Source organism: Pseudomonas sp. CFII64 (genome assembly GCF_000416235.1).
Taxonomy (GTDB): domain Bacteria; phylum Pseudomonadota; class Gammaproteobacteria; order Pseudomonadales; family Pseudomonadaceae; genus Aquipseudomonas.
The window spans coordinates 325,468-349,400 of record NZ_ATLO01000004.1 but is presented as its reverse complement, the minus strand read 5'-3'; the positions used below and the strand labels follow the sequence as shown (position 1 = coordinate 349,400).

Below are 23,933 nucleotides of genomic sequence, written 5' to 3'. Positions count from 1 at the left end.
TTTCCTTTCTAGCAGGCGAGGCAATACCTCAAGGCCGACCATTCTGCGCCCAGGACCGCTTTTGGCTCAACCCCTGACGCGCCGAGCGGTTAAAAACGCTAATTAGGGAACCCAATATGGATACCAAAGCCTAAACTTCGCATTGATGCGCACTGAACTTTGAGGAGTGAACCCGTGAGTCGTACTGAAACTGACAGCCTTGGCCCGATCGAAGTCCCCGATGACGCCTACTGGGGAGCACAGACTCAACGTTCGCTGATCAATTTTGCGATTGGCGATCAGCGTATGCCTCTGCCGGTGCTGCACGCCCTGGCGCTGATCAAGAAGGCTGCGGCCCGGGTCAACGATCGCAATGGCGACCTGCCAGCCGATATTGCCCGACTGATCGAGCAATCCGCCAATGAAGTGCTGGCCGGCGAGCACGACAGCCAGTTTCCCTTGGTGGTCTGGCAAACCGGCTCTGGCACCCAGAGCAACATGAACGTCAACGAAGTGATCGCCGGGCGCGCCAATGAGCTGGCCGGACAAGGCCGTGGCGGCAAGACGCCGGTACACCCCAACGATCACGTCAACCGCTCGCAAAGCTCCAACGATTGCTTCCCGACCGCAATGCATATTGCTGCCGCCCAGGCGGTGAAAGAGCAACTGTTGCCAGCGATTGCCGAGTTGTCCAACGGCATCGCCGAGCAGTCGGCGCGGCATATGAAACTGGTCAAGACCGGCCGCACGCACATGATGGACGCGACGCCGATCACCTTTGGCCAGGAGCTTTCGGCGTACGTCGCGCAGCTCGATTATGCCGAGAAAGCCATTCGCGCCACCCTGCCCGCCGTCTATGAACTGGCCCAGGGCGGTACGGCGGTGGGTACGGGTCTTAATTCCCCTCATGGTTTCGCCGAAGCGGTTGCGGCTGAACTGGCGGCGCTGTCTGGCTTGCCGTTCGTGACCGCGCCCAACAAGTTCGCCGCGCTGGCCGGTCATGAGCCGTTGACGGCATTGTCCGGCGCGTTGAAAACCCTGGCCGTGACCTTGATGAAAATCGCCAACGACCTGCGCCTGCTGGGCTCCGGTCCACGTGCTGGCCTGGCTGAAGTCAAACTGCCAGCCAACGAGCCCGGCAGCTCAATCATGCCCGGCAAGGTCAATCCGACTCAGTGCGAAGCGCTGTCGATGCTGGCCTGCCAGGTCATGGGCAACGACGTCACGATCGGCTTTGCCGCGAGCCAGGGCCATTTGCAGCTGAACGTCTACAAGCCGGTGATCATTCATAACCTGCTGCAATCGATTCGCCTGCTCGGCGACGGCTGCAGCAACTTCAACGAGCATTGCATCGCCGGCATGGAACCGGACGCGGAAAAAATGGCTGAACACCTGGAACGCGGCCTGATGCTCGTGACTGCGCTCAACCCGCACATCGGCTATGACAAATCCGCCCAGATCGCCAAGAAGGCCTACAGCGAAGGGCTGACCTTGCGCGAGGCTGCGCTGGCCCTGGGTTATCTGACCGATGCCGAGTTCGATGCCTGGGTTCGCCCGGAAAAAATGCTCGAGGCCGGCAGCAATGGTTGATCCGAAAAGCGGCGCGACACCCCTGGAAGGGTATGGCAAACGCATCCTGATGATTTTCGGTACGCCGAAATCCGCAAGCTTTGGCCACGCGCTGGGCGAGGCTTATGCCTTGGGCGCGCGCAGCGAAGGCCATGTGGTGCGGATGCTCAAGCTGGGAGAACTGGACTTCGACCCCGTGCTGCATAACGGTTACGAACAAAGCCAGAATCTGGAACATGACCTGCTCGAAGCCCAACGGGAGATCCATTGGGCCGAGCATCTGGTGTTCGTCTACCCGGTCTGGTGGGGCGGATTGCCCAGCGTGCTCAGCGGTTTTCTCGACCGGGTATTGATGCCCGGTTTCGCCTTCAAGGCCCATGGTCGTAAACACATTTCCAACGAGCTGCTCAGGGGCCGCACGGCTGAGCTGTTGGTGACCATGGACACCCCGCCGCGCTATTTCCGCTGGGTATATGGCGCGCCGGCGCATCGGCAGATGGTGCGGACTGTGCTGGCTTTCTGCGGGATCAAGACCAAGCGCCTGACCGAATTCGCCCCGATCCGCATTTCCAGCGAAGAACAGCGCCAGCAATGGCTGCGCAAGGCCGAAATGCTCGGGCGCAAGTAAATAGCCTGGATCTATTGGAGTGCCAGCCTCGCCTTCCTTGCGCGCCATCCGGCAAGCATCGAAGGACCGAGTGCGACCAGTGCCGAACCGGCCACCACCAGTACCGCCCCGCCATAGCCCAGCAGATTGATCTGCTCGGCTTGCACGTACTCGGGCCACAACCAGGCAGCGATTGCCACGCAAGCAAAGGTCACCAGCGGGGTCAGCGCCAGCGTCGCACTGACACGCGAGGCTTCCCAGTGAGCCAGCGCCTCGGCGAACGCGCCATAGGCCACCAGTGTATTCAGGCAGCAGGCCAGCAACAGCCAGCCTTGCAACGGGCTCAGCTGCAACGCTTCGGCAGGATGCGCCCACGGCGTAACCAATAGCGCGCAGAACAGATAGATCACCATCATGACCTGCACCGAATTCCACACCGTCAGCAATTGCTTCTGGCTCAGACCGTAGAACGTCCATACCACTGCCGCGAGAAACACGGTCAGCACGCCCGCAGTGTATTCACTCATGGACGTCAGCAACTCGCCGAGGCGCTGATTGAAGAACAACGCAAACCCGATCAACAGCACCGCCAGGCCCACGCCTTGAGCAATACTGAAACGCTCCTTGAACAGAAAAATACTGCTGATCAATAACAGGATCGGGCCCATCTGAATCATCAATTGGGCGGTGCCGGGGCTGAGCAGATTCAGGCCGATCAGATACAGCACGTAGTTGCCCACCAGCCCCAATACCGCCAGCAGGACCAGAATCTTTCCCTTGCGTCCCAGCACCTTGAAGCTGGGCAGGCGCTTGACGGAGGCCAGCCATATAAACAGCAGAGATCCGGACACCAAAAGTCTGAACCACGTCACAGTGACAGGGTCCATCACTTGCAGTACTTGTTTGAGCTTGACGGGCAGAATGCCCCAGAGCAGCGCCGTCAATAGCGCCAGACACAGGCCATAGATCCATCGGCCAGACGAGATGTGCATGAAGATTTCCCAGGCAAGTGCAAAGAGTGCAGGCGATCATTGTAGGCGTGGATTGCAACACGACACAGTTGCAGTTGAGCGCGCAATACGGCCAGAACTGTTTTAGTCGGACTTCGCGCCGTGCAGTTCCCCAGATTCATTTTTAAGCAGGAGAAAACCATGTTCGGCAAGCGTGAGCAGGACCCGGCCCCCACCGTCCACTATCGCAGTGACCGGGTAACGCGGGTCAATGGCGAATATTTTTTCAGCACCCGGGAAAACACCCTTGAAGGGCCGTACCCCAACCGAACTGAAGCCGAGCGTGAAACCGAGGCTTATATTCAGCGCATGCAAGCGCTCAACAGTGCTGGGCTGACATCGCTTAACGGTTGATGCTCAGCCGTGATTGCGCGCGAACGTGTCGGCGCCCATCGCCTTGATCTGCCCCTCGATCAAGGCCTCGAATGGCGCCAGCAGCGGCGCGAATGACTGCGGCGCTTCAAGGATTTGCAAGGCATGGGTGATCGCCTCAAGGGTGGATAACGCATCCGGACCCGGTGCCTTGCGCAGTCGGTAACGGGACTCGGGCACTTGCCCCAGCGTGACCCGGGGCAACGCTGCCAGCAGCGGGTTGAGATGCAACAATTTGCGCGCCTTGCGCCACGTGCCGTCCGGCACCACCAGCAACATCGGCAACGCGTCCTTGTCCTGCATGGCCAATGGCTGCGCATCGTCGCCGGGAAATAACAGTCGCGCCTGATAACCCGGCGGATTGAGCAGCTCATGCATATTTTCGAAAACTTCACCGACCACCAACTGCGCATTGCTCAAGCCCAGCGTCGCCAGTTTGCCGGTGTTCAGGGCATGATTTACTTCGCTGGGATGCTGCAACACCAGCACGCGCGTGCGGCTGTCCAGTCGCGGGATCAGCGCACACAGGCAATGGCTTTCGGGGCGCAGACAACGCTCACAGCGCGGGCGGGACATGGAAACGTTCCTCAGAAAGGATGCGGTCAGACAGGATTGAGCTGCGCTTTGAGCAGATCACGGAAAGTTTGAATCAACGGCTCGCGGCTGCGGCCCCGGCGCACGATCATCGAAAACGGCGCCTGATAACCGAAGGTCGCTGGCAACAGCACGCGCAAGTGCCCAGAGTCCACCCAGGAATGCGCGTAGTGCTCCGGCAGATAACCAATATAAGCACCGGACAGCACCAGAATCAGCTGCGCCTCCATACTTTCCACCGTTGCGGCGCTGTGCTTGAAACCGTGCCGGGCCAGTTCCGCCTGGCTCCAGTATCCGCGCCCGACCATACGCTGCTGGGCGATCACCGGTTCGGGAATGCGCCGCTCGGCAAACAAGGTGTGGCGGTTGCTGCAATACAGCCAATGCTGCTCGCGATACAGCGGTTGGTAGAGCAGACCGTTCATCCGCGTGGAGAACGAGCCGATGGCCAGGTCCAGCCGATTATCCAGCACGCCGAGCTGCAACTCGTAAGGGCTCATCACCGACAGGTGTAAATGCACCGCCGGGTGTTCCTGGCTGTAGGCACCGATGACTTCGGCAAACGGCAGGGCCGGATCGCTGACGGTGGAGTCCAGCACGCCGAGGTTGAGCGTACCGCGCAGCTCGCCCTTGAGTGCGGCGGCATACAGCTCGAAGCCTTCCAGCTCGCCCAGCAGACGCAGGGTTTCCTGATGAAACAGTTCGCCTTTGCTGGTCAGACTGAACCCGCCCCGACCCCGATGACACAAGACAATGCCCAGCGCCGCTTCCAGCTGGCTCATATAAGTGCTGATCGCCGAGGTGGACAGATTGAGTTCCTGTTGCGCGCTGGCGAAGCCCTGATGGCGCACCACGCTGGCAAAAATACGCAGCAGTTTGAGATCGGGTAATGCGCTGGCCATGGGGGTTCCTGGGTTCCTGGATTGCTGATCTGGCGACCTACGGTTCATCCGTCCGACTATATATTCTGGCCGCGCAGCTTAGCTCAAAAGCAGATTAGTTTCGAAATCTCTAAACTAAGTATTTCGCCCCAGCGATTGTTCCCTGCTGCCCCACTTCCCAGAATCGACCCATTCAAACCAACGATGAGGCAATCCCGTGGAAAAGATTTTTCACCAACCACTGGGCGGCAACGAAATGCCGCGCTTCGCCGGTATTGCCACCATGATGCGCTTGCCGCACCTGCAATCCGCGGCCGGTCTGGACGCTGCCTTTGTCGGCGTGCCACTGGATATCGGCACCTCGCTGCGCGCTGGCACCCGTTTCGGCCCGCGTGAAATTCGCGCTGAATCGGTGATGATTCGCCCCTACAACATGGCAACCGGTGCTGCGCCGTTTGACTCACTGTCAGTGGCCGATATCGGCGACGTGGCGATCAACACCTTCAATCTGCTGGACGCCGTGCGCATCATCGAAGAAGCCTACGACGAAATCCTCACCCATGACGTGGTGCCGATGACGCTGGGCGGCGACCACACCATTACCCTGCCGATCCTGCGCGCCATTCACAAGAAACACGGCAAGGTTGGCCTGGTGCACATCGATGCTCACGCTGACGTCAACGATCACATGTTTGGCGAGAAAATCGCCCACGGCACCACCTTCCGCCGCGCGGTTGAAGAGGGTTTGCTGGACTGTGATCGCGTGGTGCAAATTGGCCTGCGCGCTCAGGGTTATACCGCCGAAGACTTCAACTGGAGCCGCAAACAGGGCTTCCGCGTGGTTCAGGCCGAAGAGTGCTGGCACAAATCCCTGGCGCCGCTGATGGCTGAAGTTCGCGAGAAAGTCGCTGGTGGTCCGGTTTACCTGAGTTTCGATATCGACGGCATCGACCCGGCCTGGGCGCCTGGCACTGGCACCCCGGAAATTGGTGGCCTGACCACCATTCAAGGCATCGAAATCATCCGCGGCTGCCAGGGCCTGGATCTGGTCGGCTGCGATCTGGTGGAAGTCTCGCCTCCGTATGACACCACCGGCAACACGTCCCTGCTGGGCGCCAACCTGCTCTACGAAATGCTCTGTGTCTTGCCGGGTGTGACCCATCGTTAACGACAAACGACGACCCGTTGGAGCGAGGCTTGCCCGCGAACGAACCGCCGCGTTGTGCCAGACACACCGCGTTAGCGTTCTTCGCGGGCAAGCCTCGCTCCTGCAAAGGCAATAAGGAGGACTGCACATGAGCGACCACAACAACGTACTGCAAGCCGCCGCCGATCTGGTGACGGCGTTCGCCAGCAATAACCGCCATACGTATTTCGGCGCATTCAGCCCGGATGCGACTTTCGTTTTCTACACCCTGGAAAAACCGCTGCTCAGCCGCAGCGCTTATCAAACGTTGTGGGACAGCTGGCGGGAAGAGGGGTTTGAAGTGCTGTCATGCGTATCCAGCAACGCCCATGTCAGCCTGTATGGCGATGTGGCAATTTTTCTCCACGACGTGACCACCGAGTTACGCGTAGCAGGCGAACAAAGCATCAGCCACGAACGCGAAACCATCGTGTTTGCCCGCCAGGCGTCCGGGAACTGGCTCGCCGTTCACGAACATTTGTCGGCTATCCCCTAATCGCTATTCCCTTAAAACAAGCAGTACTCCACAAGCACCCAATGATCGGAGCAGGTCATGGATAACAATAAACAGCGTGCCCCCACACAACGTCCCGCCAGCAGCATCGAAACCTTCGGCGTCGAACAGATTCCCGATCACGCCCGCAGTGCCACTCCCCGGGATTTGTTCCGACTGATTTTCGGTGGTGCCAATACCTTTGCCACGGCAGTGCTGGGCAGTTTTCCCGTGTTGTTCGGCCTGTCGTTCCAGGCGGGCGTCTGGGCAATCGTCCTCGGCGTATTGGTCGGTTCGATCATCCTCGCACCAATGGGTCTGTTCGGCCCGCTCAACGGCACCAACAACGCCGTATCGTCCGGCGCGCATTTCGGCGTGCATGGGCGAATCGTCGGTTCGTTTCTGTCGCTGCTCACCGCCATTGCCTTCTTCTCGCTGTCGGTCTGGAGCTCAGGCGATGCGTTGATCGGCGGTGCGAAGCGCCTGATCAATCTGCCGGAAACCGACCTGACGCTTGGCCTGGCCTACGGCTTATTCGCCATATTGGTACTGACCGTCTGCATCTATGGCTTCCGCTTCATGTTGTGGGTCAACAAGATCGCGGTCTGGGCGGCGAGCCTGCTGTTCCTGCTGGGCATCTTCGCCTTTGCCGGGCCGTTTGATGCAGGCTTTGCCGGCACCGTTGCCATGGGCCAGGAAGGTTTCTGGGCCGCGTTTATCGGCTCGGCGCTCGTTGCCATGAGCAATCCGGTGTCGTTTGGCGCGTTTCTCGGCGACTGGTCGCGCTACATTCCAAGGGACACGCCCAAGCGACAGATCATGCTGGCGGTGATCGGCGCCCAGACGGCCACGCTGATTCCGTTCCTGTTCGGCCTGGCCACCGCGACCATCGTCGCCATCAAGGCGCCGGACTACATCGCCGCTAATAACTACGTCGGCGGCCTGCTGGCAGTGTCGCCTACCTGGTTCTTCCTGCCGGTTTGTCTGATTGCCGTGATCGGCGGCATGTCCACCGGCACGACGTCGCTGTATGGCACCGGGCTGGACATGTCCAGCGTGTTCCCGCGCGTGCTGTCACGGGTCAAGGCCACGCTGCTGATCGGTGTGATGTCTATCGCGTTCATCTTCATCGGGCGCTTTGCCGCTAACCTGGTGCAAAGCGTTTCAACCTTCGCGGTGCTGATCATCACCTGCACCACGCCGTGGATGGTGATCATGATCATCGGCCTGCTGGTGCGGCGCGGCTTCTATTGCCCGGACGACCTGCAAGTCTTCACCCGTGGCGAGAAAGGTGGTCGTTACTGGTTCAGCCACGGCTGGAACTGGCGCGGGCTGGGTGCCTGGATTCCAAGCGCGCTGGTCGGATTATGCTTCGTGAACCTGCCGGGGCAGTTCGTCGGTCCGCTGGGCAATCTCGCCCAAGGCATCGACATCAGCCTGCCGGTGACCCTCGGCCTCGCATCGCTGGTGTATCTGGCGCTGTTGAGTCTGTTCCCGGAACCTGCCGCTGTGTATGGCCCCAACGATGTGCGCAGCCAGAAACCCCATGACGCTGCGCCTGTCACGGAACAGACGGTTGCCTGAAGACTGCCGGTAGTCGGCGTATAGAGAAAAGGATGTCTACGGACATCCTTTTTTACATCTGAAGCTTCCTGTGCCCGGAGTCGCGGCGGATTTGAGCTAGCCTTGATGATGCAGTGGCAAGGATTGCTGTACAGCCCACATGTGCACGGATCGATATGGAAACACCCTGTTTTATGGACGTTGGGGCTGATCCTCTAAATGACGGATAACAGGGGCTTTCATGAAGCGCAGCGAAATCCAGCAACACGTCTTCGACGCGATAGGCATCATTCTGGTCGACAAGTCAGAGATTCATGAAAATTCGAGTTTCAAGGATTTGATGCTTGACGAGGACGATGTGAACGAACTGTTCGACCAGTTGCAAAGTGACTACGGGGTAGAATTTCCGGCAATTCAACGAGCAAAAGCTATCAATAGACCGGAGGATTTCACCTTGACCGAGCTGACCGAGCTAATTGAAGACCTGGCGAATCACAGGCTGCAGCGATCACGCAGGAACCGCGAAGATACAAGCAAGGAATAAAGAAGGAAGGTCAGGCCAGCATTCAGGGCCTGTTATCCACGACGGGACGCGGACGCGCCCCGGCAGAAGACGCCGTTTCGACTACCGACGTGGACGGCGGTGTTTATCGTGCTTGTCGTTGCTGCGCACCGGAATCGGTTGCAGTTTGGGCCGTTCGATAAGACCCAAGGCAACGCCCAGATCGTGAAGCCATTCTTGCAGTTTGGTATTCATAAAGCCCCCTTCAGGGAAATACTCGACGACCGACATCTTCAAGCCGCTTCAACAGAATAGTGCTATTTCACACTTTACGCCTGCTACCGAGTGTCGCGGAAAAAACATTTTTCCAGATGTGCTCAATGTGACAGCTATGCGGCTCATCCCACGTATTTAAACGACCAACGGCAGCGCAGGACATGCGCAGACACAGTTTAGGGCTGGAGCAAACCACGCAGCTTGCGACGAACCCATTGTTCGCCACTGACCAGAGTAATCCCGAGCAACACCAGAATTGCGCCGATCACAAAGTTGAAGCTCAGCGGCTCATCCAGCAGCAGCACGCCGAAGGTCACGCCAAACAGCGGCGTCATGAACGAAAACACGGCCAGGTTCGACGCCAGATAACGGCGCAACAGCCAGAACCAGGCGAGATAGCTCGCGCATGAGACCACCAACCCCTGGAACAGCACGCTGCCAATGCCAACCGGCGTCAGCTCGACCTGCGTGATCTGGCCGCTGAGCGCTGCAATCAGCAGCAGCCCGACCAGACAAACCATCAACTGATAAAACAGCGTCAGGGTTACCGGCGCTTCGGACAATCGGGATGCGCGCACCACGACTGTGGTCGCACCCCATGCCATTCCCGCCAGTACCCCAAGGCCATCGCCGATGAGCATGTTGCGGTCGACACTGGTCAATGACATGCCGCCGACGAAGGCCGTGGCGATCCCCAGAAACGCGAGAAAAATCCCCAGCCACTGCAGCGGTCGCAGCCGCTCGCTGGGCAGGCGCCAGTGCAGCCCCAGGGCGGTAAAGATCGGCGCGGTATAAAGGAACACTGACATATGCGCGGCACTGGTCAGCGCCAACCCTTGGGCGATGAACAAAAACTCCAGGCCGAACAGCGCTCCGGCCAACAGCCCGGCGCGCCAGGTGCTGCTGATTTTCCGATGACCGCCTTGCCAAACCAGCGCGATGCCGACGATCAGTGCAGCGATGCCGGAACGCCCCGCCGCCTGCATGATCGGCGCGATATCGGGTGCAGCCCACTTGATCATGACTTGCTGCAGACCCCAGATCACGCACAGCACCAGCATGACTTGCAGGGCAAAACCATCGGCGCTTTTGCGCATCACGCTCATGTTGGAAGAGTCCATTCGGGAAAAGAAAAGCGGCGGATCATCTCACACCTTTTATTCAGGCAGCTGCGCCAGACCTTCATCGTCAGTCATCGCCCGCTCCAGCAGGTCCGCTGGCAGGTTCTTGCTGGCCCGCGCGCCGAGCAACTTGAGCTGCTCGCTGCGACTGACCAGATTGCCGCGCCCATCGGTCAACTTGTTGCGCGCCGCGCTGTAGGCTTTGTCCAGTTGCTGCAGGCGATTGCCGACTTCATCCAGGTCCTGAATAAACAGCACGAATTTGTCGTAAAGCCAGCCGGCACGCTCGGCAATTTCACGGGCGTTCTGGCTCTGGCGTTCCTGCTTCCAGAGACTGTCGATCACCCGTAAGGTCGCCAGCAGCGTCGTCGGGCTGACAATCACGATATTGCGGTCGAAGGCTTCCTGGAACAGGTTCGGCTCGGCTTGCAACGCGGCGGAAAAAGCCGCTTCGATCGGCACGAACAACAACACGAAATCCAGACTGTGCAGGCCCTCCAGACGTTTATAGTCCTTGCCGGACAAGCCTTTGACGTGGTTGCGCAGTGACAATACATGCTGCTTCAACGCCACTTGACCGATAACGTCGTCGTCGGCGCTGACGTATTGCTGGTACGCCGTAAGACTGACTTTGGCGTCGACCACCACCTGCTTGTCGCCCGGCAGCATGATCAACACATCCGGCTGAAAGCGCTCGCCGTCCGGGCCTTTGAGGCTGACTTGCGTCTGATATTCGCGGCCCTTTTCCAGACCGGCGTGCTCCAGCACCCGCTCGAGAATCAGCTCGCCCCAATTGCCTTGGGTCTTCTGGCCTTTAAGCGCGCGGGTCAGGTTGGTGGCTTCATCGCTCAGACGCTGATTGAGCTGCTGCAAGCGCTCCAGCTCCTTGCTGAGGGAAAATCGCTCCCGGGCTTCCTGCTGGTAACTTTCTTCGACACGCTTTTCAAACGACTGAATGCGTTCCTTCAGCGGATTGAGCAACTGCCCGAGCTGCTGCTGACTGGTTTCGGCAAAGCGCTGCTCACGCTCATCGAAAATCTTCCCGGCCAACTCGGCGAACTGGGCGCGCAGCTCATCTCGCGAACCCTGAAGATCATCCAGGCGCTGCTGATGGCTTTCCTGTTGCTCACGCAGCTCGGCGGCCAATGAAGCGCTGCGGGCGTCCAGCTGGCGCAATTCGGCTTCTTTGGCGGAGCGTTCAACGCTCCACGCCTGGGCTGCGTCATGGGCACTGTCGCGTTCCTGACGCAGCAGCTCCACTTCCCGCCGCAACGCCGCAAGGTCGGCCTGCTTGAGCGCATTGGCCTGGCTCAAATCGCTGATTTCATCGCGGCTGGCGTCCAGCTGGGCGCTGAGTCCGTCCTGCGCCATTTGCGCAGTGCTCAAACGTTCGTCCAGCAAAGCGCTTTCAGCCTGCTGGCGAACCAGTTTGCGCTGGAGCTGCCAGGCTAAGGCCAATAAAGGTATCGCCGCTGCACCAAGCCCCAGTAAAAGGCTGGTCAGGTCCATCGCCATAGAGACTCCTGGTGTCTGTCTCGAGCCACTGCCAGTAAAGGCATGCCGAACTCATATTCCCGGCATTATGCGCACATCAGCCCTTTGCGCCAGACATCGGCTGTCTTCACAGACGCTACGGATCAGTAACGGTTCAACTGACCCAGCAGTCGCTGTGCGTCGAGGGAACCCTTGGCCGATGCCAGTTCGAGCCAATGCCGGGCCTGACGAGGTTCGCTGATGGGAGCCTGCGTGCACAAACGGCCGTATTCATATTGCGCATTGCAATCGCCAGCCCGAGCGGCCTGGCGCAGCAGTTCGTGACCGATGCGTCGATCACGGGCGTTGCCGCAATCGTGGCACAGCATCTGACCCAGCCGACTCTGCGCCACCACCACCCCTTGACGAGCCGGCTGCTTGAGCAGGCGACCGGCAAAATGCTTGATGCTCGGTTTGCTGCCCAGACGTGGACTGTCGAGCAGCCACAAGGCAACGCGCAGGGAAAACCGCGGCAGTTCGTGGGAGGCAGGACGAGGCTCTTGGGACGGATCAGGGCGAGGCTTCATAAACACTACGGGGGCAAATCAGGAGGCGCGCAACTCTACACTTTTTCTCGCTGAGGTAAAGTCCCCAAACCCACGATGCCCGAAATAGAGCAAGCGCTTGGGACAATCCACAGAACCTGTGGATAACTCAGTGGACAACCGTACTTTAACTCTCGCAAACGTAGACAGAATGGGGCCTGCGCTCAAACTGACGATTTTTTCACCAGTTAAAAAAAACGATGTTTTTCATTGACTTAATAATTCACCACGGTAAATCAAGCTCTTAGGAGCGGTTGTGACAGTGATGTGGCAGCATCGTCGCGCAATGTGCACAACTCAATTTCCAACCGCGATGAGACACGCTTCCCGCTATTGCAAATCCGCCTTGAGCGACAGCGGATTTCAAGCGCAGCAGCCGCTGCGCGGCAGTCGTCTATCTGCGGATCGAGCGCGACTGCGGCACCGGTATCGGAAAAATCCGGCACGCAACTTTCCAATCGGGTCATGGCAGTGGAATATAGGCGGCCAATTTCCAGCGACGGGCGTCTCTCCTTGCGTGAAGTTTTCAAGTTTATTGCCCTGCTTTTGCTCGTCTGCGCCGTTGCCATGGCGGTCACTCTGGCGCTGCCCACGCCAGACAACGCAGTATTCGCCGCTGCGGTGTTACTGCCAGCCATCGGGTTGGCCCTGGTCATCAGCATCGAGTTGAGCGAAGGCCGGATCAATGGCGTGGGCGAAATCATGCGCGCCATCGAAACCCGCCAATCCAGGCGACTTACGTTGGCCGCGTATCTATTGGGCTGCGCGCTGGTGGCCGCCACGATGGTGCTGGTGTACGACGGTTTTTTCCGTGCCCAGTGATCTTTTTTGGTATAGCCCCTTCCATCGCACTCGATGATCGGTTAGCATTGTCGCCGTTAGTACCAAGCTGAAAGTCAATTCTGGTCGAACAATCCCCCCGACAAGCATCCTTCCGATTCGAAGGTGTTGTTGCCAAAAAGGGATCGACCACCTCGATGGTTTCCAGACATGAACCCTACGCGCTGATTACCCACGAACGGGAGCTGTAGCGTAAAAAGTTTCATGGCCTGATAGAACCAGCCTGCAAATTGATCAGGATCTGCACCCAGAGCGGCGAACCTTTGCTCTTGTTGTGTTGCCTGCCCTCCTAAGTACCTACCGGTCAGCCCGAGCGCCATACAATCCAGCGCGCTTCAACTGTCTGCTTTGTTCCAGTCAGGTTCTTCGCCCTGCCCTACCTGAAAATAACAGGTGTTGGCCCGCGTTTACTGGGACGTTTTATTTTTGCACGGCCTTATTCCGTGTTGTTCAGGAACACCATAACCATGACTACTCATACCCAGACTCAGGATGCCATTCGCACCCTTACTCACGCTTTCGCACCAATGAACTGCCTGATCATGGCTGCTCGCAAAGGTTGCTTCAGCTTCACCATCGTCAACGAACACGGCATCGCTCGTCACAGCGAACGCCTGTACCCCGATCAATACTCCAGCGCCGAGCCGCTGCAGGCCGTGATCGAGCGTACCCGTCAGGCACTGGTTGCCTGATAGAGACCGCACACTGAGCGCCGCTCAGCCGGTCACGAAAGCCCCGCCCCTCCAAAGGCGGGGCTTTTTTTCGTCTGCATTTCGGCATTCTCAATCAGTCGAAAACCCATGCGCCCTATCGCCAAGGGATATATAGAGAGCATTGCTAGACGGGAAATAATTTAAAAACAGGGCATTAGGCGCAATAGATGACACTACACTTCAACTTGAGCGGCGATGCCGCTTCCGGCGAGCCTGATCCGATTCATCGCTGCCACGCGCCAGGCTCGTTGGCCACTAGCTCCCGAGGGTGTCATGGGAATTGCAGCCGGTGATCTATCTCGACACGTTATTCGGCCGACATTGATGTATCTCGATCGTCATAGTGCTTGCGCCGAATCCTTCCTGCTGGGTGTTGCCGCCAGCCAGTCAGCCTTGGGCGCCGCCCTCGACAGCCGACGCGGCCATGGCCTGTACTGCATCCCTGAACTACGACACCGACAGATCTGGGACAACTATCTGGCCCTCGATCCTGAACTGGCCAGCCGGGTGCGCGGCCTTGCCAGCCAGCACGCGTTTCTCACCGGACCGCATCTGGAACTGACCGTCAACCTGCGCTACTCCACCGCCATCGCCTGGCTGATGGTCGAAGCTCATGGCGTTTTTCTGCCCAGCGACGAAAACCCGCTGTTGATGGCCAGGATCTGGCGTGAAATCTTCGAGCCCCAAGGGCGTTTGAGGGACTTTATCAGCGCCTGGCAAAGTTGCGTCGCACCCCTTTCCTACCCCGTGTGACCAGGCTATCGGAAAAACACGTTAGCGGGAGATCCCACCACATTATCAGGATTGTCCTACAAGAATCGCTCTAACTCGCGGCATTCAGGCTATAGCGCATTGCTAAAAATGTTGGTAATTTCCGCGCGGTGATCAACACGGAGTTCTAATAATGAAAAAAGTAATGCTCAAGACCACACTTAGCCTCGCAGTCAGCCTGGTCTCTTCTCAATTGTTCGCTGCCGGTTTTGCAATCAACGAACAGAGTATCAGCGGGATGGGCACCGGCTTTGCCGGCCGTTCTTCTTCTGCCGACGACGCCAGCACGGTATTCGGCAACCCGGCCGGGATGTCCCGCCTGAAGAGCGAACAAGTGAGTGTTGGCGCAGCAGCCATCATTGCCAAGACCGATATCAAGCACGGTCGTGGCACTTTTGGCGGCAGTAACGATGGCGATATGGTACCGGTCGTCGGCGTTCCGATGGGCTACTACGTAAAACCTATCGATGATCACTGGGCATTTGGCGTGGGTGTCTATGTTCCTTTCGGTCTGGTTACCGATTATGAAAGCGGCTTCGCGGGCCGTTACTGGGCAGACAAGAGCCACGTTCAGGTCATTACCTTTCAACCGACCGTCAGTTACGCCTTCAACGACAAGGTTTCCATCGGGTTCGGCCCGACCATCAACCGCATTGACGGTGAACTGACCTCCTCCACGCTGACCGCCGCTACTCCGGGCCGCAACGATGGCAAGGTCAAGATCAAAGGTGACGACACTGCACTGGGCTTCAACGTCGGCATCATGGTGCAGGCCACCGACACCACGCGCCTGGGCCTGACCTACCACTCCAAGGTCGATTACAAACTCGAAGGCAAAACCAAGATCCAGGGCGCAGGCTTCGGTCCGTTCAGCGGCCAGAAGTACGATGCTTCCCTGGACATCAGCACGCCTGAGTCGGTCGACTTCTCGATCACGCAACAGCTCGACGAGAACTGGACTGTCTACGCCGGCAGCACCTGGACCCGCTGGAGCCGTCTGGAAGACATCACCGTCAACAACGATGGCGTTCCACGTCAGCTGGGTGGTTCGACCGGCGCCATTGGCACCATTTCCGAAGAGCAGAACTGGCACGACACCTGGGCACATGCCATCGGTGCTTCGTACAAGGTCAACAAAGAGTGGACCTTGCGCACCGGTTTCTCGGTGGATCAGGCGCCGACCAACAACACCAACCGTTCGCCACGTATCCCGACCGGCGACCGCAAGGTACTCAGTCTGGGCGCTGGCTGGAGCCCGACCGACAACATGACCATCGACGTGGCGTATTCGTATCTGCACGAAGACAAAGCGAAGATTCGTGATGCCAGTTCGACCAAGGGCGTGTACAGCGCTGACTTCCAGAACAGCGCACACGGCCTGGGTACTTCGGTCACCTATCGCTTCTGATACAGCGAACCCGGTAGGCTGAAAAAACTACCGATGGCTCAAAAAAAGCCCCGCAATTGCGGGGCTTTTTGCTGCCTGGCAAACGGATCAGGGCTTGGAGGCAATCGCTTTTTCGACGGCCGCGATCAGTTCCGGATCGTCCGGCGTGGTCAGGCTGGAAAAGTTGGCGATGACCTTGCCCTGACGATCAATGACGTATTTATAGAAGTTCCAGCGCGGCGCACTGCTTTGTTCGGCGAGTACTTTGAACAGATGCGTCGCATCCGGGCCTTTGACACTCTGCGGCTCGGTCATGGTGAAGGTCACGCCGTAATTCACGTAACAGACCTTGGCCGTCTCTTCACCATCTTTGGACTCTTGCTTGAAGTCGTTGGACGGCACACCGAGGACTTCCAACCCTTGGCCCTTGAAGCGTTGATTCAGCGCCTCCAGGCTTTTGAACTGCGGCGCGAAACCACAGAAACTGGCGGTATTGACCACCAGCATCGGCTTGCCGGCGAAGCGCTGACACAGGTCGATATTTTCCTTGGCGCGCAGTTTGGGCAGCTCGCCCTGCAACAACGCTGGACATTCGGCGGCCAGCGCCGGGCCAGCGATGGCAAACACAAGAAGCGGAAGAGAAAGCCAGCGAATGGTCATACGGCACCTGAGCGCACGGAGGGCGCAATAGTTAGGGTCTGTGGACACGCTACCCCGAGCGGCAACAAATGCCTAGTCGAGCGCAATCATGGGTTTACCTTTGGCGCTTGCAGCCCTGTCATCTGAGCATGCAAAGGGTGGAACGGCGCCCGGTTACCTTCGCCGTCGGCATAGCCAAACACACCAGCAGGACAATATCGGCCGTCGTCCCAGCCAGGATAGTCAACAAAGGGATACCAACAGAGCGCCTCCACCGGGACGCCTCGGGCATGCGCCAAGGCAACCTGGGCGCTGACATAGTTCAGCCACGGCACACGCTCTTCACTTTCCGCACCGGTTTCCGAGATCAGCAACGGACGTCGGTAGCGCCGATAGACTTCCGCCAGCATGCCTGCGAGCGGGCGAAAATCACGGTCGCCGCGCAGGATTTTCGGCCCGTTATGAAACCATTGATTATGCGGATAGAAATTAACGCCGATGATATCCAGGTACGCTTCGCAGCCCCCAAGACCGGGCCACTGACGCCCCGCCAAAAGATCCCAGGCCTCAAATTGTGCCAGCCGATAGTGCTCGGCAACGTTGGCCTCATCCGTCCGACGCGATTGCGGCATCACATGGATCAGCGGATCGCATTGCACGAAGCGTGCGTCCGGCGCTTGCTGACGAACCGCTTCAATTGCAGCGATACTGGCGCGGACCAGCTGATGCTTGAGCTCCTGGCCTCGTCCCTGTGCACCCGGATTAAAGTAACCCACCTCGCCTCCCGCCCAGCTCCAGAACGATATTTCGTTGATCGGCGAATAAAACGGCGCACGCACGCCCTCGTCTTTCATCAAGCGGGCGACCGCGCCAGCGAAGCGGGCAAATCGCTCGACAAACTCGGGACGCCAGATATCCAGGTCATCGGGATAACCGTAATGACAGAGATCCCAGACCACCTGAATATTGCAATCGCGAGCGGCGCGCAGCATGGGCAGAAAACTGCTCCAATCGTAATGACCCGCTCGTGATTCAATCAAATGCCAACGCAGTCCGTCGCGGGCGCAACCAATGCCTAAGGCGCCCAGCTGCCGGTAGTCCTTTTCAGCCCACTGGGCGTGACCGGTCATGGTGAGCAAATCCAGACGCCGGCCGTCCCTGCGCCGTTGCGCGGCGCATTCGTAACCCGCCATCAGGAAGCTGCTGAACACCCTCCCCGCACTCATACCGACAGCCAAGGCGTCATTTCGCGTTCACTTCGCAATGTGCCAGTCCAGCGTGCTCCTGCTGCTCGATACGTTGGTAAAGCGCGAGCGCCTGGCCCACGACTTGATCCATGTTGTAGTACTTGTAGGTGCCGAGCCGACCGAGAAAGGTCACGTCCGGCGTGTCGTCCGCCAGTGCCTTGTAACGTTTATACAGTTCGGCGTTTTCCGGGCGCGGGATCGGGTAATACGGGTCGCCTTCCGCGCAAGGGAATTCATAGCTGATGCTGGTCAGCGGATGGCTTTGCCCGGTGAGGTGTTTGTACTCGGTGATCCGCGTGTAGGGCACGCTCGGCTCGGGATAATTGACCACCGCCACTGCCTGGAACTGCGCTTGCGTCAGCGTCTCGTGCTGAAACCGCAAGGATCGATACGGCAAGCGGCCAAAACAGAAGTCGAAATACTCGTCGACAGGACCGCAATAAATCAGCTGTTTGTAGGCGATCCGATCACGTACCGCAGCGAAGTCAGTGCTCAGCAGCAGGTCAATCCGGGCATGGTCGAGCATTCTCTCGAACATCCGCGTATAGCCATGCAAAGGCATCATCTGAAACGTGTCGGTGAAATAGCGGTCGTCTTCGTTGGTGCGCGTGGGGATGCGGGAGGTCACCGATTTATCCAGCTCCGACGGGTCCAGCCCCCACTGCTTGCGTGTGTAGCCCCGGAAAAATTTTTCATACAACTCGCGGCCGATCTGATTGATCACCACGTCTTCTGAGGTGCGAATTGCCGCGACCGGCTCGGCACGTTCGGCCAGGAAGACTTCGGCTTGCGCCTCGGTCATGGATAAACCGTACAGCGTATTCAGCGTCGTCAGATTTATGGGAATCGGCACCAGATGCTCGTCCACCCGGGCGAGCACCCGATGTTCATAGGGCTGCCATTCGGTGAATCGGGACAGATAGTCGACGATACGTTGTGCGTTGGTGTGGAAGATGTGCGGCCCGTAGCGATGAACCATCACTCCGGCGTCGTCCAGATGATCGTATGCGTTGCCGGCAATGTGTTCGCGGCGATCAACAACCAGCACATTGCGCCCCAACCCCTCAGCCAGGCGCTCAGCGATCACGCTGCCGGCAAAGCCAGCCCCCACAATGAGGTAATCGTAAGGGCATTGCTCCTTAAGGTGCGATGGCCCGTGGCTCGCGCGTTCAATGGTTACCTGAGGCATTCGATCTGCTCCTTCATCACCGCGCAGGTGTTATCCCATGACATGCCGTCCAGTACTTGATCGGCACGCCGGGCAAAATCCGCGCTGCTCCGGGTTCCCAGCGCCGCTTCGATGGCGAGGATGAACGCGTGCGAGGTGGCTGCAATCGAGACAACGCCACTGTCGCCATATCCATTGATGACATCTTGAACCGGCGTGGATACGACCGGACAGCCGCCCGCCAGATATTCGGGCGTCTTGGTAGGGCTGATAAATCGCGTCGACTCATTGATCGCAAAGGGCATCAGCGCCACATCCCAGCCCGAGAGATACGCTGGCAGCTCGGCGTAGGACTTGGCACCGAGGTAGTGAATATTGCTCTGACGCGGCAATGTCGCAGGATCTATCTTGACCACCGGACCGATCAGTACAATTTGCCAGTCGAGCCTCTGGCTCGCCAGTTCGCCAACCAGCTCGATGTCAAAGCGCTCATCGATGACGCCGAAGAACCCCAGGCGCGGGCGGCCGATCAACCCTTGGTCCGCAGGTTCGGGCAATGGGCTGCGAGCCTTTGCGAAGTGCGCGACGTCGACACTGCTGGGCACGGCATGGGCGTTTTGATGCTGGCTGCGCTTGGCCTGCCAAAGGCTATAGCCGCCGGTAAACACCACGTCGGCCTTGCCCAAGAGTTGTTTTTCCTTTTCCAACAGATCCGGCGGCGCCCCCTTGAAAGCGGACAGTTCATCCATGCAATCGAAGATCGTCACCTGAGCATTCAGATGATCCGTGAAGCTCAAGCTCATCGGCGTGAGGTACCACAACAGCAACTCGCCGGGTGAACGCGCAGCCAGATAATCGTCGAGCAATTGGCGCTGGCTCGCAACGATCTGTTGCGGCTCCATGCCATGCGGCAAGCGCGGCACCAAAAGGGTAATCCCGCTGGCCGGCTCAGACGTTTCAAGGTCTGCCAACGGCGTATCAGCAAACACTGGCTCCTCGAAAAACAGCACGTCGTAGTCCCTGGCCAGACGGGACATGACGTGTTGAGGACGTTGATACACAAAACCCCAGCGCAAATGAGACAGGCATAACAAGGTCGGTCTTGCCACGGTCACAGAGGTTGGCTGGGCGCTGATCTGGACGGGCGAGAGATGGTCTGGCTGCTCTGCAAGATTCATATCGAATTCCTTTTTTTTAATCCCGGAATCGAGACTGAAGCCAACATTCCCGGCTTCGACCGCACTCGTCTGCTTACGAAGTGCGGCCTGGTGACAAGGGGTCACGTTCTGCGCGCTTCTATCGATTGGAAACGCCGTGTTCCTGACGCGTTCAACGCGCGGGTCCGTAAAGCCGATGAACTGCACTTACCGGTCAGCAAAGCGCGCTGAACTCCTTCGCGGCCCTACGCCCATAACTTCATACGTCTCGATATCGCCGCGCTGGCCGTGAGACGCAATCAGAGGATGTCCGGCAGATTGCAGTCGCCGCCCAAGGGTGATGGAAGAGGACAACATATGATCTTGGTGACCGGCGGTGCAGGCTATATCGGTGCCCATGTGGTGCTTGAGTTAATGGCGTATGGCGAAGAGGTGATTATCCTCGACAACTTGTGTAACAGCTCCCGATACGCTTTGGAGCGAATTGCCAGCGTTAGCGGCCAACGACCCGTTTTTATTCAGGGCGACGTCCGAAACCGGGGGGTGCTCGATACGCTGTTCAGTGAGCATCAGATTGACGCGGTTATTCACTGCGCCGGGCTCAAAGCGGTGGGCGAAAGCGTGCGCGAGCCGTTGAGGTATTACGACACCAATGTCGGCGGCAGCGTGACCCTTTGCCAGGCCATGGCCGACGCCGGGGTATTTACCCTGGTCTTCAGCTCTTCTGCGACGGTCTACGGCGACTGCACCACGATGCCCATCACCGAGTCCTGCGCCACCGGCCAGCCATCCAATCCCTACGGTCAATCGAAACTGATGGCGGAAAACGTCATGAAAAGCATGGCGGCCTCGGACTCACGCTGGTCGGTGGGCCTGCTGCGTTATTTCAATCCGATCGGCGCACACGATTCCGGCGAGTTGGGTGAGGAGCCCACTCACACGCCCAATAATCTGCTGCCTTATCTGTTGCAAGTCGCCAGCGGGCAACGCCCGGCACTGAGCATTTTCGGCAACGACTACGCAACGCCCGATGGCACCGGGATTCGTGATTATGTGCATGTCATGGATCTGGCCGAAGGTCACCTCAAGGCCTTGCACGCATTGCGACTCACGCGTGGGGTGCATATCTGGAATTTCGGGACAGGCCAGGGTTATTCCGTACTGCAAGTGGTTGAGGCGTTTGAGCGGGTGTCCGGGATCCCGGTCCCGTTAAGCTATGAGCCACGCCGTCCGGGGGACATCGCGCGATGCTGGGCCGACCCGGGCAAGGCATCTTCGCAATTGGGCTGGCGTGCGCGACGCTCGCTGGACTGCATGTTGACCGATGCCTGGCGTTGGCAATGCAGCATCAAGGATGAACAGATCGAGACTCAGGCCGGTTAACGGGTCGGGCCAGCGTCGGCGGTGAAAGTCCTGGGCTTTCAAGGCGCGCGTCAGCAAGCCCCCATGCCCAGCTGCAACGCAGCCAGGCCGACGCCTTGCCATGCCCACCAGACCAGCATCAGCAAGAGCGCAATGCCAAAACCGGCGCCCCAGCTCCAGAGCCTGTTCACACCGCACTCCCCTGCATTTGCAAGCGCGCCACGGGACGCTCGCGAACCGGCCAGTTCAGCGCGGCCGCCAGCAGGCTGAGCAGGATCGACACTTGCCAGATCAAGTCGTAGTTTCCGGTCCGGTCATACACCACGCCACCCAGCCAGCCGCCTAGGAACGCGCCCAGCTGGTGGAACAGAAACACAATGCCGCCGAGCATCGACAGGTTGCGCACGCCAAACAGGGTGGCGACCGTGCCATTGGTCAGCGGCACCGTCGACAGCCACAACAAGCCCATCGCCACGCCGAACAGATACGCCGTGGTCTCGCTCGACGGCACCCACAGGAACAGGGCAATCACCACCGCTCGCAGCAAATACAAGCTGGTCAACAGGCGCGGCTTGGACATCCGCCCGCCCAGCCAGCCTGCTGTATAGGTGCCGAAGATATTGAACAGCCCGATCAGCGCCAACACCGTGGTGCCGACCTTGGCCGGCAAATGCTGATCCACCAGATAGGCCGGCAGATGCACGCCGATAAATACCACCTGGAAGCCACAGACGAAGAAACCCAGGGCCAGCAACCAGAAGCCGGAATGCGAACAGGCTTCATGCAGCGCTTCACGCAGGGTCTGCTCGCCACCGACCAAGGCTGTAGGCACGTCCTTGAGCATCATCACCAGGGGCAGGATCAACGCGACCAACGCGCCCAATACCAGCAACGCGCCTGACCAGCCCAGCCAGCTGATCAGTCCCAGCGTGCCGGGCAACATGGCGAACTGGCCGAACGACCCGGCGGCGCTGGCGATCCCCATGCCCATGCTGCGTTTCTCCGCAGGCAGAGCACGCCCGACCACACCGAGAATCACCGAAAATGAAGTGCCCGACAGACCGATGCCAATCAACAGGCCTGCGCTCAGGGATAAACTCAAGGGCGAGTCGGCCAGGCTCATGGTCATCAAGCCAAGCGCATAAAGAATCCCGCCGACGAAGACCACTTTGGCGGCGCCGAAACGGTCCGCCAATGCGCCCGCAAACGGCTGCGCCAGGCCCCACATCAGGTTCTGAAAGGCGATGGCAAAGGCGAATACCTCACGACCCCAGCCGAAATCGGCGCTCATGGGCGCGAGGAACAGACCGAAGCCGTGCCTTGTACCCAGCGACAGCGCAAGAATCAGCGCGCTGCCCAACAGGATCCAACCACTGGTACGCCAAACCGATGTCATTGTTATTCTCCAGGCAGGGGCCGTGAAATCTGGTACGCGGATATACCCGTAACAGGATGTGTGCACAGGATGATGGTGTCAATGCTCACGACCCGCGCCGTCGCTATGAGAATCGTGAACAGCCTGTAGGAGGGGACTTGTCCCCGAAGAGGCGGTTTAGCCAATGCGATTAAGCAGCCAGTTCTCCATCGCCCAAACGGACGCCTTCCCGGACAAGTCCGGTCTTACCGATTCCTGCATTGATACGAAATAACTTCAGTCGACCTGACATCCATCGCGAACAAGTTCACGCCTACAAAACCATCGCCAACAACACCGCCACTTCCAGCAACTCCAGCATCGCGCCGGCCGTATCGCCTGTGCTGCCGCCGAGTCGGCGCAGCATCAGGTGCCGCAGCCAGAAAAAGCCGATTGAGGCGACCAGCAGCGCCAGCAAACCAGAGACTCCCGCGATCAGCACGCACACCAGTGCGCTGACCAGCAAGACCTGCTGACCGGCTGTGCGCGGCAAGTGATCGGCCAAGGCCTGGCCCAGGCCGCCAGCGCGCACATAAGGCGTGCCGAGGAACAAGCCCAGCATCGCCGCGCGACCGATCAGCGGGGCGAGCAGCAGGCCCAGCGTGTACTGACTTTCAATCAACGCCATGAGCGCGCTGAACTTGAGCAGCAACACCAGCACCAGCGTCACCACCGCAATCGGTCCGCTGCGCGGGTCTTTCATGATGGTCAGCGTGCGCTCGCGGTCACCGAAACCGCCAAGCCAGGCGTCGGCGCTGTCGGCCAGTCCATCCAGATGCAGGCCACCGCTGAGCAACACCCAGGCGGTCAGCAGCAACGCCGCGTGAAGCATCAGCGGTGCGCCGTCGAGCAGCGCGTTCAAGGCCAGCAACAGCACGCCGAATAATCCACCGACCAGCGGATAGAACAGCAGCGACCGGCCCAACGCCTGCGGCTGCGGCATGCCGGGCAGACGAATCGGCAGGCTGCTGAGAAATTGCAGGGCTATCCAGAACGGCAACATC

At 59.0% G+C, this 23,933-nt stretch carries 25 protein-coding genes; 12 read left to right on the top strand and 13 right to left on the bottom strand.

Annotated elements, in window-relative coordinates; genetic code table 11:
* Positions 1 to 174: 174 nt before the first annotated feature.
* Positions 175 to 1,569 (top strand): class II fumarate hydratase, encoded by a 1,395-nt coding sequence (locus tag CFII64_RS02455; RefSeq protein ID WP_020289171.1) that lies wholly within the window; start codon positions 175 to 177, stop codon positions 1,567 to 1,569.
* Positions 1,562 to 2,176: an NAD(P)H-dependent oxidoreductase gene (locus tag CFII64_RS02450; RefSeq protein ID WP_020289170.1), complete on the top strand. Its 615-nt coding sequence runs from the start codon at positions 1,562 to 1,564 to the stop codon at positions 2,174 to 2,176. Before CFII64_RS02455 ends, CFII64_RS02450 begins: the two co-directional genes overlap by 8 nt.
* 11 nt (positions 2,177 to 2,187) lie before the next feature.
* On the opposite strand, the gene CFII64_RS02445 is transcribed toward CFII64_RS02450, so the two are convergent.
* The gene (locus CFII64_RS02445; RefSeq protein WP_020289169.1) at positions 2,188 to 3,147 is read right to left on the bottom strand and encodes a DMT family transporter; all 960 of its coding nucleotides are present in this window, start codon (positions 3,145 to 3,147) and stop codon (positions 2,188 to 2,190) included.
* 159 nt (positions 3,148 to 3,306) lie between these two features.
* On the opposite strand from CFII64_RS02445, the gene CFII64_RS02440 reads away from it, so the two are divergent.
* A complete protein-coding gene (locus tag CFII64_RS02440) occupies positions 3,307 to 3,519 on the top strand; it encodes a DUF6316 family protein (protein ID WP_020289168.1) in 213 nt (70 codons plus the stop codon).
* 3 nt (positions 3,520 to 3,522) lie between these two features.
* Here the strand turns inward: CFII64_RS02440 and CFII64_RS02435 are convergent, their stop codons facing one another.
* Positions 3,523 to 4,113: a tRNA-uridine aminocarboxypropyltransferase gene (locus CFII64_RS02435; RefSeq protein WP_020289167.1), complete on the bottom strand. Its 591-nt coding sequence runs from the start codon at positions 4,111 to 4,113 to the stop codon at positions 3,523 to 3,525.
* 26 nt (positions 4,114 to 4,139) lie between these two features.
* A complete protein-coding gene (locus CFII64_RS02430; protein WP_020289166.1) occupies positions 4,140 to 5,033 on the bottom strand; it encodes a LysR family transcriptional regulator in 894 nt (297 codons plus the stop codon).
* 196 nt (positions 5,034 to 5,229) lie between these two features.
* Here CFII64_RS02430 and speB point away from each other — a divergent pair, with 196 nt between their 5' ends.
* The 4 genes from speB (at position 5,230) to CFII64_RS02410 (ending at position 8,798) form a co-directional block, all read left to right on the top strand.
* A complete protein-coding gene (gene speB, locus CFII64_RS02425) occupies positions 5,230 to 6,180 on the top strand; it encodes an agmatinase (RefSeq protein ID WP_020289165.1) in 951 nt (316 codons plus the stop codon).
* Positions 6,181 to 6,307: 127 nt separating this feature from the next.
* Complete coding sequence (locus CFII64_RS02420) at positions 6,308 to 6,694, top strand: nuclear transport factor 2 family protein (protein WP_020289164.1); 387 nt, start codon at positions 6,308 to 6,310, stop codon at positions 6,692 to 6,694.
* A gap of 57 nt (positions 6,695 to 6,751) precedes the next feature.
* A complete protein-coding gene (locus CFII64_RS02415) occupies positions 6,752 to 8,275 on the top strand; it encodes a cytosine permease (protein ID WP_020289163.1) in 1,524 nt (507 codons plus the stop codon).
* A gap of 220 nt (positions 8,276 to 8,495) precedes the next feature.
* Entirely contained in the window at positions 8,496 to 8,798 is a 303-nt protein-coding gene (locus CFII64_RS02410; protein ID WP_020289162.1) for a hypothetical protein, read from the top strand.
* Between the two features lie 81 nt (positions 8,799 to 8,879).
* On the opposite strand, the gene CFII64_RS30185 is transcribed toward CFII64_RS02410, so the two are convergent.
* From CFII64_RS30185 to CFII64_RS02395, 4 genes are all read right to left on the bottom strand, one after another.
* On the bottom strand, positions 8,880 to 9,011 hold the full coding sequence (locus CFII64_RS30185; protein ID WP_020289161.1) for a PA1414 family protein: 132 nt from the start codon (positions 9,009 to 9,011) through the stop codon (positions 8,880 to 8,882).
* A gap of 197 nt (positions 9,012 to 9,208) precedes the next feature.
* On the bottom strand, positions 9,209 to 10,138 hold the full coding sequence (locus tag CFII64_RS02405) for a DMT family transporter (protein WP_020289160.1): 930 nt from the start codon (positions 10,136 to 10,138) through the stop codon (positions 9,209 to 9,211).
* A gap of 51 nt (positions 10,139 to 10,189) precedes the next feature.
* Entirely contained in the window at positions 10,190 to 11,554 is a 1,365-nt protein-coding gene (rmuC, locus tag CFII64_RS02400) for a DNA recombination protein RmuC (RefSeq protein WP_177325388.1), read from the bottom strand.
* Between the two features lie 236 nt (positions 11,555 to 11,790).
* A complete protein-coding gene (locus CFII64_RS02395) occupies positions 11,791 to 12,213 on the bottom strand; it encodes a tetratricopeptide repeat protein (protein ID WP_020289158.1) in 423 nt (140 codons plus the stop codon).
* Between the two features lie 531 nt (positions 12,214 to 12,744).
* Here CFII64_RS02395 and CFII64_RS02390 point away from each other — a divergent pair.
* The 4 genes from CFII64_RS02390 to CFII64_RS02370 all read left to right on the top strand — a co-directional run bounded on the left by CFII64_RS02390 (position 12,745) and on the right by CFII64_RS02370 (position 15,963).
* On the top strand, positions 12,745 to 13,053 hold the full coding sequence (locus CFII64_RS02390; protein WP_020289157.1) for a hypothetical protein: 309 nt from the start codon (positions 12,745 to 12,747) through the stop codon (positions 13,051 to 13,053).
* A 485-nt stretch (positions 13,054 to 13,538) separates the two neighbouring features.
* Positions 13,539 to 13,763: a hypothetical protein gene (locus tag CFII64_RS02380; RefSeq protein ID WP_020289155.1), complete on the top strand. Its 225-nt coding sequence runs from the start codon at positions 13,539 to 13,541 to the stop codon at positions 13,761 to 13,763.
* A 294-nt stretch (positions 13,764 to 14,057) separates the two neighbouring features.
* Entirely contained in the window at positions 14,058 to 14,537 is a 480-nt protein-coding gene (locus tag CFII64_RS02375) for a hypothetical protein (RefSeq protein WP_044901118.1), read from the top strand.
* Between the two features lie 151 nt (positions 14,538 to 14,688).
* Positions 14,689 to 15,963, top strand: coding sequence for an OmpP1/FadL family transporter (locus CFII64_RS02370; protein ID WP_020289153.1), 1,275 nt, complete (start codon positions 14,689 to 14,691; stop codon positions 15,961 to 15,963).
* 87 nt (positions 15,964 to 16,050) lie between these two features.
* Here CFII64_RS02370 and CFII64_RS02365 read toward each other — a convergent pair whose 3' ends face one another.
* From CFII64_RS02365 to CFII64_RS02350, 4 genes are all read right to left on the bottom strand, one after another.
* Positions 16,051 to 16,602: a glutathione peroxidase gene (locus CFII64_RS02365; RefSeq protein WP_020289152.1), complete on the bottom strand. Its 552-nt coding sequence runs from the start codon at positions 16,600 to 16,602 to the stop codon at positions 16,051 to 16,053.
* A gap of 86 nt (positions 16,603 to 16,688) precedes the next feature.
* On the bottom strand, positions 16,689 to 17,807 hold the full coding sequence (locus CFII64_RS02360) for a beta-glucosidase (RefSeq protein WP_044901090.1): 1,119 nt from the start codon (positions 17,805 to 17,807) through the stop codon (positions 16,689 to 16,691).
* A gap of 16 nt (positions 17,808 to 17,823) precedes the next feature.
* Complete coding sequence (glf, locus tag CFII64_RS02355) at positions 17,824 to 19,017, bottom strand: UDP-galactopyranose mutase (protein WP_020289150.1); 1,194 nt, start codon at positions 19,015 to 19,017, stop codon at positions 17,824 to 17,826.
* Entirely contained in the window at positions 19,005 to 20,174 is a 1,170-nt protein-coding gene (locus CFII64_RS02350) for a glycosyltransferase family 1 protein (protein WP_020289149.1), read from the bottom strand. Before CFII64_RS02350 ends, glf begins: the two co-directional genes overlap by 13 nt.
* Before the next feature lie 336 nt (positions 20,175 to 20,510).
* Here CFII64_RS02350 and galE point away from each other — a divergent pair, with 336 nt between their 5' ends.
* Positions 20,511 to 21,536, top strand: coding sequence for a UDP-glucose 4-epimerase GalE (gene galE, locus CFII64_RS02340; RefSeq protein WP_020289147.1), 1,026 nt, complete (start codon positions 20,511 to 20,513; stop codon positions 21,534 to 21,536).
* Between the two features lie 166 nt (positions 21,537 to 21,702).
* Here galE and CFII64_RS02330 read toward each other — a convergent pair whose 3' ends face one another.
* Entirely contained in the window at positions 21,703 to 22,911 is a 1,209-nt protein-coding gene (locus CFII64_RS02330) for an MFS transporter (protein ID WP_020289145.1), read from the bottom strand.
* 292 nt (positions 22,912 to 23,203) lie between these two features.
* On the bottom strand, positions 23,204 to 23,932 hold the full coding sequence (locus CFII64_RS02325) for an adenosylcobinamide-GDP ribazoletransferase (RefSeq protein WP_020289144.1): 729 nt from the start codon (positions 23,930 to 23,932) through the stop codon (positions 23,204 to 23,206).
* Position 23,933: the final 1 nt, after the last annotated feature.

What these genes read in the sequence shown, in the direction of transcription:
- CFII64_RS02370 (WP_020289153.1), top strand. Translation starts at nt 14,689, where the DNA reads ATGAAAAAAGTAATGCTCAAGACCACACTTAGCCTCGCAGTCAGCCTG.
- CFII64_RS02415 (WP_020289163.1), top strand. Translation starts at nt 6,752, where the DNA reads ATGGATAACAATAAACAGCGTGCCCCCACACAACGTCCCGCCAGCAGC.
- CFII64_RS02395 (WP_020289158.1), bottom strand. Translation starts at nt 12,213, where the DNA reads ATGAAGCCTCGCCCTGATCCGTCCCAAGAGCCTCGTCCTGCCTCCCAC.
- CFII64_RS02325 (WP_020289144.1), bottom strand. Translation starts at nt 23,932, where the DNA reads ATGTTGCCGTTCTGGATAGCCCTGCAATTTCTCAGCAGCCTGCCGATT.
- galE (WP_020289147.1), top strand. Translation starts at nt 20,511, where the DNA reads ATGATCTTGGTGACCGGCGGTGCAGGCTATATCGGTGCCCATGTGGTG.
- CFII64_RS02430 (WP_020289166.1), bottom strand. Translation starts at nt 5,033, where the DNA reads ATGGCCAGCGCATTACCCGATCTCAAACTGCTGCGTATTTTTGCCAGC.
- CFII64_RS02375 (WP_044901118.1), top strand. Translation starts at nt 14,058, where the DNA reads ATGGGAATTGCAGCCGGTGATCTATCTCGACACGTTATTCGGCCGACA.
- CFII64_RS02440 (WP_020289168.1), top strand. Translation starts at nt 3,307, where the DNA reads ATGTTCGGCAAGCGTGAGCAGGACCCGGCCCCCACCGTCCACTATCGC.
- CFII64_RS02380 (WP_020289155.1), top strand. Translation starts at nt 13,539, where the DNA reads ATGACTACTCATACCCAGACTCAGGATGCCATTCGCACCCTTACTCAC.
- CFII64_RS02360 (WP_044901090.1), bottom strand. Translation starts at nt 17,807, where the DNA reads ATGAGTGCGGGGAGGGTGTTCAGCAGCTTCCTGATGGCGGGTTACGAA.
- CFII64_RS30185 (WP_020289161.1), bottom strand. Translation starts at nt 9,011, where the DNA reads ATGAATACCAAACTGCAAGAATGGCTTCACGATCTGGGCGTTGCCTTG.
- CFII64_RS02410 (WP_020289162.1), top strand. Translation starts at nt 8,496, where the DNA reads ATGAAGCGCAGCGAAATCCAGCAACACGTCTTCGACGCGATAGGCATC.
- glf (WP_020289150.1), bottom strand. Translation starts at nt 19,017, where the DNA reads ATGCCTCAGGTAACCATTGAACGCGCGAGCCACGGGCCATCGCACCTT.
- CFII64_RS02435 (WP_020289167.1), bottom strand. Translation starts at nt 4,113, where the DNA reads ATGTCCCGCCCGCGCTGTGAGCGTTGTCTGCGCCCCGAAAGCCATTGC.
- CFII64_RS02445 (WP_020289169.1), bottom strand. Translation starts at nt 3,147, where the DNA reads ATGCACATCTCGTCTGGCCGATGGATCTATGGCCTGTGTCTGGCGCTA.
- CFII64_RS02365 (WP_020289152.1), bottom strand. Translation starts at nt 16,602, where the DNA reads ATGACCATTCGCTGGCTTTCTCTTCCGCTTCTTGTGTTTGCCATCGCT.
- CFII64_RS02350 (WP_020289149.1), bottom strand. Translation starts at nt 20,174, where the DNA reads ATGAATCTTGCAGAGCAGCCAGACCATCTCTCGCCCGTCCAGATCAGC.
- CFII64_RS02330 (WP_020289145.1), bottom strand. Translation starts at nt 22,911, where the DNA reads ATGACATCGGTTTGGCGTACCAGTGGTTGGATCCTGTTGGGCAGCGCG.
- CFII64_RS02405 (WP_020289160.1), bottom strand. Translation starts at nt 10,138, where the DNA reads ATGAGCGTGATGCGCAAAAGCGCCGATGGTTTTGCCCTGCAAGTCATG.
- CFII64_RS02450 (WP_020289170.1), top strand. Translation starts at nt 1,562, where the DNA reads ATGGTTGATCCGAAAAGCGGCGCGACACCCCTGGAAGGGTATGGCAAA.
- CFII64_RS02420 (WP_020289164.1), top strand. Translation starts at nt 6,308, where the DNA reads ATGAGCGACCACAACAACGTACTGCAAGCCGCCGCCGATCTGGTGACG.